This window comes from Alcanivorax sp. NBRC 101098, from assembly GCF_001010505.1.
Classification (GTDB): domain Bacteria; phylum Pseudomonadota; class Gammaproteobacteria; order Pseudomonadales; family Alcanivoracaceae; genus Alcanivorax; species Alcanivorax borkumensis.
In genome coordinates, this window is sequence record NZ_AP014613.1 from 3,088,416 (window position 1) to 3,095,417 (window position 7,002).

The following is a 7,002-nucleotide window of genomic DNA, read 5'->3' on the forward strand; positions in this document are numbered from 1 at the left end:
CCGTTCACGGGAAGGACCCCCCTACCCGTTAGTATGACTGACGCTCAGTACTGCCATAAATCCGAACTTGGGCCATCCGCCGCCAGGCCGCTAGGTTACCAAATCCCACCCAGGTAGACACCCCGCCGAACGCTCACTTCAAGGAATCACTTCCAATGATTATGTTCTGCAAGTAGTAATGTACCCAGGGATAAACGCAATCATCCTTTTAAAGGATGCGTCAGGTCCTTTGGATCCAGCAGCTGCTCTAATTTCTGCCTAGATAGACCAGACTGTTCTTCGGCTACCTCCAGTACCGGCCTGCCGCTAGCAAACGCTTCTTTAGCAATTTTCGCTGCTTTTTCATAACCAATCACAGGGTTCAGGGCCGTGACTAAAATAGGGTTCTTACCCACCCCTTCAGCCAATCGAGCTTCATTGAAAGTCATCCCTTTAATCGCTCGCTCAGCCAGATTAGTGCAGCTATTGCCTAACCACTCTGTCATATCCAACAAGTTACTGGCCACCAGCGGTAACATCACATTGAGCTGGAAATTGCCGCTCTGGGCGGCAATAGCATTGGCCTGATCCAAACCCATAACCTGAGTTGCCACCATAGTGGCAGACTCACAAATAACCGGGTTCACTTTGCCAGGCATAATCGACGAACCCGGCTGAGTAGCCGGTAATTGAATCTCACCAAGCCCATGAGTAGGCCCGGAATTCATCCAGCGCAAATCGTTACTGATCTTCATCAACACCACAGCAATACCACGCAGCGCTGCCGATAATGCCAACGGACCATCCAGCGCGCTCTGCGCTACAAAGGGGTGCGGTAAGGCCCGAAATGCCAGGCCAGTTTCATCTGCTAGCTTGCTGGCAAAGGTCTCACCGAACGCTGGATGCGCGTTGATGCCACTCCCCACGGCCGTCCCCCCTTGGGGTACGGCCAACAAGGCGTCGCGCGCACCGGCCACACGCCCGCAAGCATCCTGCAACTGCATCGCCCAGGTTTGCAGTTCCTGCTCGACCGTCACTGGCATAGCATCCATAAGGTGGGTGCGCCCGGTTTTCACCGTCTCCCGATGCTCCCGAGCGCGCAGTCCCAGCTCGACGATCAGCTGCTCCAGCGCAGGAATCAGGTGTTCGGTCACGGCTAACGCCGCAGACACATGGATGGCGGTGGGAATAGTGTCGTTACTGCTCTGTCCCAAATTCACATCATCATTGGGATGAATCGAAGCCCCCGCTTCTTCGCACAGATGAGCAATCACCTCATTAACGTTCATATTGGTGCTAGTGCCGGAACCCGTTTGAAAGATATCAACAGGAAACTGATCGCCATGGTGACCCGCCAACAAGTCATTACAGGCCCCAACAATGGCCACTGCTTTATTGGAAGGCAATTCTCCCAGCTCCCGGTTTGCTTCAGCCGCACAACGCTTAATGTGCACCACCGCCTGAATAAACCGTGGCGGAAGCGTGCGGCCGCTAATAGGAAAGTTATCCACCGCCCGCTGTGTCTGTGCCCCCCAGCGAGCTCTACTTGGAACCGCTATCTCTCCCAAGGAGTCCGTTTCGATGCGAGTATCAGAGTGATCCGTGGACATGGTCTGCCTCCTGCCAACATTAAAAACTCGTTCGGTCTTATGATGGCACGGCAACAAGCCAGATTCATTAGAAGTGCAATCAACACATATACCGTTTCGGCAACCCGCTGAAAGCTTATTCCGCCTGCATGGAAAGCAGGCTCTGCGCAATATCCTCGGCTAACAACTTCAACTCTTCCTGATCACCGGATCGTTGGGCAAATGCACGTAACCCCATCACTTCACACTGCAGTCTTCGTGCTAAACGATCCGGCTGATGAGCAGAAAGATCCGGATCTCGAATTTGCCCTGCTTCATGTGCCTCAGTAAAAGCTTGCCGAAAAATACGTTCCATATCGGCCAACCGCGTTTCAATTTTTCTCTGCAGTGCAGGCGTTTCATCTCCGGTTTCCAATAAACCTTTTACTAGCATACATGCCCGAGAAGGCGGGTTTATGTCGCGCAGATTACCTAGTTCATGTACATAATCTGCCAAGCCCTCAAGAGGAGTGCCCTTTTCTTTCAATTTTTCGAGAAAACCTCTGCCTATAGTTCCGGCATACAGATCCAACGCCTGGCTGTAGAGCGACTCTTTATTGCCAAAAGCGGCATAAATACTACCCGGGCGCATATTCAGCGTGTGCTCAATATCTTTGAGCGTGGTGCCATGAAACCCTTTCTGCCAGAACAGAGTCATGGCCTTTTCCAGGCAATCTTGTCGATCATACGCCACTACTCTGGGCATAGATGCTCCCCCTTCACACAGATAATAAAAGAGTCTAACAATAGCTGAGTGATCACTCAAAATACTATTGCAGGTCATGATCACTATGTTAGGGTGGCACCGTTATTGAGTGGTTGCTCAAATATAAAACCGCTCAATTAACCGATACAAAGGAGCAATTATGACCGATTTCACTCTTCACACCGATGAAACAGCCCCCGAAGCTAGCTTGACCTTACTGAAAGAATCGCAAAAAAGCTTTGGTATGATTCCCAATCTGCATGCGGTAATGGCGGAAGCGCCAGGATTGTTAGAGGGGTATCAGAAACTGCACGCTCTTTTTCTAGAAACGAGCTTTACTGACGAAGAAGTGACGGTGGTATGGCAAACTATCAATGTAGAACACGCCTGCCATTACTGCGTCCCAGCCCATACCGGCATTGCCAAATCCATGGACGTTGACGATAGCATTACCAATGCATTGCGCGACAAAACACCGTTGCCCACCGACAAACTCGAAGCCTTGCGCGATTTCACTTTATCGGTGGTCCGTGATCGCGGTGAGGTGGATGAAAAAACGGTGCAGGCTTTCTTGGACGCAGGCTATGAAAAACGGCATATCCTGGAAATCATTCTCGGCGTGTCTCAGAAGGTGATGAGCAATTACACTAACCACCTGGCCAACACTCCAGTTGATAAGCCGTTCAAAAAATTTGAATGGCATGCCGATAGTACGCCATCATCTTAATGCAACGCCTTTACCTGCTTCACCCTTGACCGTGGGGCAGGTAAAGATTTCCCCTCGCTACTCGCGTCCCTCTCATGGCAACAAGCCTAAAAAGCCCATAGTTACTCCCAAGAAAAAGCGTCGCTATGGTTAGCGGGTAACGTTGCTTGATTATTTACCGATACAAAATGATGAAAAAATACGACCTAAAAGATCATCCGCCGTAAATACTCCGGTGATCTCTTCTAGTGCCTTCTGAGCAGCACGAAGGTCTTCAGCTAACAATTCTCCAGCAGCCTGACCATGCAGTTGTTGCTCACCACTTTCCAATGCCATCAGCGCTTTCTCAAGAGCGGTAATATGGCGACGACGGGCAGAAAAACGGCTTTGGCCTTCCCCCTGATAACCCGCAACCTGCTTCAAATGGCCGCGCAACGCATCCAAGCCCTCGCCATTGGCCGCGGAAATCACAAAAGCCCCATCAGCACGCGGACCCGTTGATAATCCTGACAAATCGGCTTTATTGAGCACTACGGTTACCGGTAAGTCCAAATTTTCCAATTGCTGTTGGCTTTGCGGCAACAGATCGTGGAGATTGTGAATATCGTCTAGCGGATCACGGGAATCCACCATGACCAACAAACGATCAGCCTTACGCATTTCAGCGTAAGCGCGGCGGATACCCTCCTGTTCCACCACATCGGCACTGTCGCGTAGCCCAGCGGTATCAATCAGGTTCAAGGGCATACCATCCAACTGAATGGACTCACGCAGTACATCCCGAGTGGTGCCGGCAATATCAGTGACGATAGCCGCATCAAAACCGGCCAGAGCATTCATCAATGATGATTTTCCCGCGTTCGGTTTACCAGCAATCACCAAGGTCATACCTTCGCGTACCAACCGTCCTTGATTGGCTTCACCGAGCACCCGCAGGCACTGCTTGCGTACCGCCCTAAGATCACTAGCGACCTTACCATCAGACAGGAAGTCAATTTCTTCTTCCGGGAAATCGATGGCGGCCTCCACATAGATGCGCAGGCCAATCAGTGCTTCCACCAGTTGATTTACTTCAGCAGAAAAAACCCCTTGTAAAGAATGTAGCGCCGCCCTCGCGGAGGCAGCCGTGCCCGCATCAATCAAATCGGCGATAGCTTCGGCCTGGGTTAGATCCATCTTGTCGTTAAGGAAAGCCCGCTGGGAAAATTCACCGGCACGGGCCTGCCGAGCCCCCGCCTCAATACATGTGGCCACCAACATGTCTAAAATTACCGGGCCACCGTGCCCCTGCAACTCGACCACATCTTCCCCGGTAAAAGAGTGAGGGGCGGGAAAGCTGATCACCAAACCTTCATCCAGAACGTCACCATCCTGATTGCGAAAGCGACAAAAATGCGCCAACCGTGGGGAAAGTAACCGCTCACCAACAATGGATGACGCTATGCTTAGCGCCTGCGGGCCGGAAAGGCGTACCACACCGACACCGCCCCGCCCGGGAGCAGTAGCAATGGCAACAATGGTATCTGGAGACGAAGTGAGCATAGGCTGATTATAGAAAGCACTCGACGTTTGATGCTAGACGTAGCCAGAAAAGAGTAAAGCCGGTCGTGAGACCGGCTTTACTCTTTTCTGCAGCCAACGTCCTACGACGTGCGTCAGGCACTATTCTCAATATTACGGGTAATAATCCACTGCTGAGCAATAGACAAGATGTTGTTGGTTAGCCAATACAGTACCAACCCAGCCGGGAACCAGAGCATGAACACCGCAAAAATCATTGGCATCCACTTCATCACCTGCGCTTGAGTCGGGTCTGCCGGCGTCGGGTTTAGGCGGGTTTGCAAGAACATGGAGGCGCCCATCAGGATTGGCAGTACGAAGTACGGATCCATCACAGACAGGTCATTAATCCACAAGAAGAACGGCGCCTGACGCAGCTCCACCGATTCCAGCAGCACATAATATAGGGCGATAAACACGGGCATTTGCACAAGCATTGGCAAACAGCCGCCCAGCGGGTTGATCTTTTCCCGCTTGAACAGATTCATGGTTTCCATCTGCTGCTTTTGTTTATCGTTCTTATTCTGCTCCTTGATGCGCTGCATTTCCGGCGCAACCTTGCGCATTTTGGCCATGGAGCGATAGCTGGTGGCGCTGAGCTTAAAGAAGATAGCCTTGATGATTAAGGTCAACAAGATGATCGCCACACCCCAGTTACCCACACCGCCACCGATATCGATATCCATACCGAATACGGACACTTCTCCGCTTTGCAAGAACACCAACAAGGCAAAGATAGGCTGGGAGATAAACCACAACCAGCCATAGTCCACAGTCATGTTCAGCCCAGGACTGATGGCTTCCAGGTTATCTTGCTGCTTGGGCCCAGCATAGAACTCGGAGTACAACACCGATTCTTCACCCGGCTGTATGGTGGTATTAGGCGACACAAACCGCAGCAGGTACTGATCGCGAGACTTCAGGTAAACGCTGGAGTAATGGTTCTTTTGTTTGGCGTCAGGTATCCAGGCAGATACAAAGTAATGCTGCACCATGGCCAGCCAGCCGCCTTCCACGGTCTGGTCTAGCTTGACGTCGTCTTCGCTCATGTCGTCAAACGTGAGCTTGTTATACGGCTTGTCAGCACTCCAGTACGCCGCTCCAAGGTAGGTAGGCATGGGGGCAAACCCCGCTTTGGAGAGACCCGGGTCATCACGCCCATCGCGCTTGATCTGTCCGTACAAGGCGCCGGTCCAAGGGGTGCTGCCGTTATTGCGCACGATGTGGCTAACACGAATCAGATAGCTGCCTTTCTCGAAAGTATAACGTTTGATGATTTCTGCGCCGCTGTCCTGAGTAAGTGTCAGGTCAACGTTAAGTTCGTTATCCCCTTCAGCAAGTCGATAGCTTAGCTGGGCGCTATTCCAGTGCGGGCGGCCTTTGCTGGAGTCGGTGCCATTCTTGCCTACTAGCCCGCTCTGAGCCACATAAGTGCCATTGCTATTCTGATCCATCAACACAAAAGGTTGATCAGGGGTATCTACATGCTTGGGATAATCGGGCAATGCCAGGCGAACGATATCGCCCCCCACAGGATTGATTTCCACACGAAGAACATCCGTATTGACTTCAATACGCTGAGAAGAGGGTGTGGTTTGGGCAATATCTGCAGGTGAAACCGATGGCAGATCATTGTCGGACTGAGCCGAAGGAATGCTGTTGTCGGTTTGCGACTGTACCGAAGGCAAATCCGCACTATCTGAGGATGAAGAGTTTCCCTGTTCTGCCACCTGTTCAACAGGGACAGGGCTTGCAGTGTTTGCGTAATCTCGCTGCCAAGCCTGAATCATCAGGTATGAAACAACGGCAATGCCGGTAATAACTAAGGCGCGCTGGATTTCCATAGGAGGCTTATCTGTGGCATGAAAAACGGGCCGCAGTTTCTCAAGCTTGCCGGCACTTAGCAAGCAGCTTGTCAAATAGCCGAGTAATATCGAGGGTCACTTGGTTTGGATTCGGGTTTTCAATCCGACCACGAACCAGAAGAATAATGTCCAAACCGGCCAATTCCTGCTGTCGGCAGCGGAACTGTTCGCGTACTCGTCGTTTGATTCTCGCACGATCTACGGCGCGTTTGACGCGTTTTCGGCCTATTACCAAACCTAGTCTAGGATGCGGTTGGGAATTTCGGGTTACCAATAGCAAATAGCCACCTAAACCAACCTTCCACTCGGGTTGGTCAAAGACGGTTTGATATTGGGGCCCAGTAAGCAGGCGATGTTGGCGGGTAAAGGCCTGTGAGATTGGCACTGTTACCTCAGCCAGGAAAGCAAGGTGAAACGGTTGGCTTATGCAGCCAACCGTTTACGGCCCTTGGCACGACGAGCGGCCAAGATTTTACGGCCATTTTTTGTGGCCATACGAGCACGAAAACCGTGAGCACGTTTGCGCTTAAGTACGCTTGGCTGGAATGTGCGTTTCAT

The 7,002-nt window shown here is 51.6% G+C and carries 7 protein-coding genes; 1 reads left to right on the top strand and 6 read right to left on the bottom strand.

The genetic code is table 11. The features are described from left to right. Nucleotides 1-200: 200 nt before the first annotated feature. A complete protein-coding gene (locus AS19_RS14030; RefSeq protein ID WP_011590019.1) occupies nucleotides 201-1,589 on the bottom strand; it encodes a lyase family protein in 1,389 nt (462 codons plus the stop codon). A gap of 115 nt (nucleotides 1,590-1,704) precedes the next feature. After that, the gene (locus AS19_RS14035; RefSeq protein WP_011590020.1) at nucleotides 1,705-2,313 is read right to left on the bottom strand and encodes a TetR/AcrR family transcriptional regulator; all 609 of its coding nucleotides are present in this window, start codon (nucleotides 2,311-2,313) and stop codon (nucleotides 1,705-1,707) included. A gap of 160 nt (nucleotides 2,314-2,473) precedes the next feature. Here AS19_RS14035 and AS19_RS14040 point away from each other — a divergent pair, with 160 nt between their 5' ends. After that, a complete protein-coding gene (locus AS19_RS14040) occupies nucleotides 2,474-3,040 on the top strand; it encodes a carboxymuconolactone decarboxylase family protein (RefSeq protein WP_011590021.1) in 567 nt (188 codons plus the stop codon). A gap of 150 nt (nucleotides 3,041-3,190) precedes the next feature. On the opposite strand, the gene mnmE is transcribed toward AS19_RS14040, so the two are convergent. From mnmE to rpmH, 4 genes are all read right to left on the bottom strand, one after another. Beyond that, nucleotides 3,191-4,561: a tRNA uridine-5-carboxymethylaminomethyl(34) synthesis GTPase MnmE gene (mnmE, locus tag AS19_RS14045; RefSeq protein ID WP_011590022.1), complete on the bottom strand. Its 1,371-nt coding sequence runs from the start codon at nucleotides 4,559-4,561 to the stop codon at nucleotides 3,191-3,193. A gap of 113 nt (nucleotides 4,562-4,674) precedes the next feature. Beyond that, nucleotides 4,675-6,423, bottom strand: coding sequence for a membrane protein insertase YidC (yidC, locus tag AS19_RS14050; protein WP_046962251.1), 1,749 nt, complete (start codon nucleotides 6,421-6,423; stop codon nucleotides 4,675-4,677). Nucleotides 6,424-6,463: 40 nt separating this feature from the next. Beyond that, complete coding sequence (gene rnpA, locus AS19_RS14055) at nucleotides 6,464-6,829, bottom strand: ribonuclease P protein component (protein WP_011590024.1); 366 nt, start codon at nucleotides 6,827-6,829, stop codon at nucleotides 6,464-6,466. A 38-nt stretch (nucleotides 6,830-6,867) separates the two neighbouring features. Continuing rightward, nucleotides 6,868-7,002, bottom strand: coding sequence for a 50S ribosomal protein L34 (gene rpmH / locus AS19_RS14060; RefSeq protein ID WP_011590025.1), 135 nt, complete (start codon nucleotides 7,000-7,002; stop codon nucleotides 6,868-6,870).

What these genes read in the sequence shown, in the direction of transcription:
- AS19_RS14040 (WP_011590021.1), top strand. Translation starts at nt 2,474, where the DNA reads ATGACCGATTTCACTCTTCACACCGATGAAACAGCCCCCGAAGCTAGC.
- yidC (WP_046962251.1), bottom strand. Translation starts at nt 6,423, where the DNA reads ATGGAAATCCAGCGCGCCTTAGTTATTACCGGCATTGCCGTTGTTTCA.
- AS19_RS14030 (WP_011590019.1), bottom strand. Translation starts at nt 1,589, where the DNA reads ATGTCCACGGATCACTCTGATACTCGCATCGAAACGGACTCCTTGGGA.
- mnmE (WP_011590022.1), bottom strand. Translation starts at nt 4,561, where the DNA reads ATGCTCACTTCGTCTCCAGATACCATTGTTGCCATTGCTACTGCTCCC.
- AS19_RS14035 (WP_011590020.1), bottom strand. Translation starts at nt 2,313, where the DNA reads ATGCCCAGAGTAGTGGCGTATGATCGACAAGATTGCCTGGAAAAGGCC.
- rpmH (WP_011590025.1), bottom strand. Translation starts at nt 7,002, where the DNA reads ATGAAACGCACATTCCAGCCAAGCGTACTTAAGCGCAAACGTGCTCAC.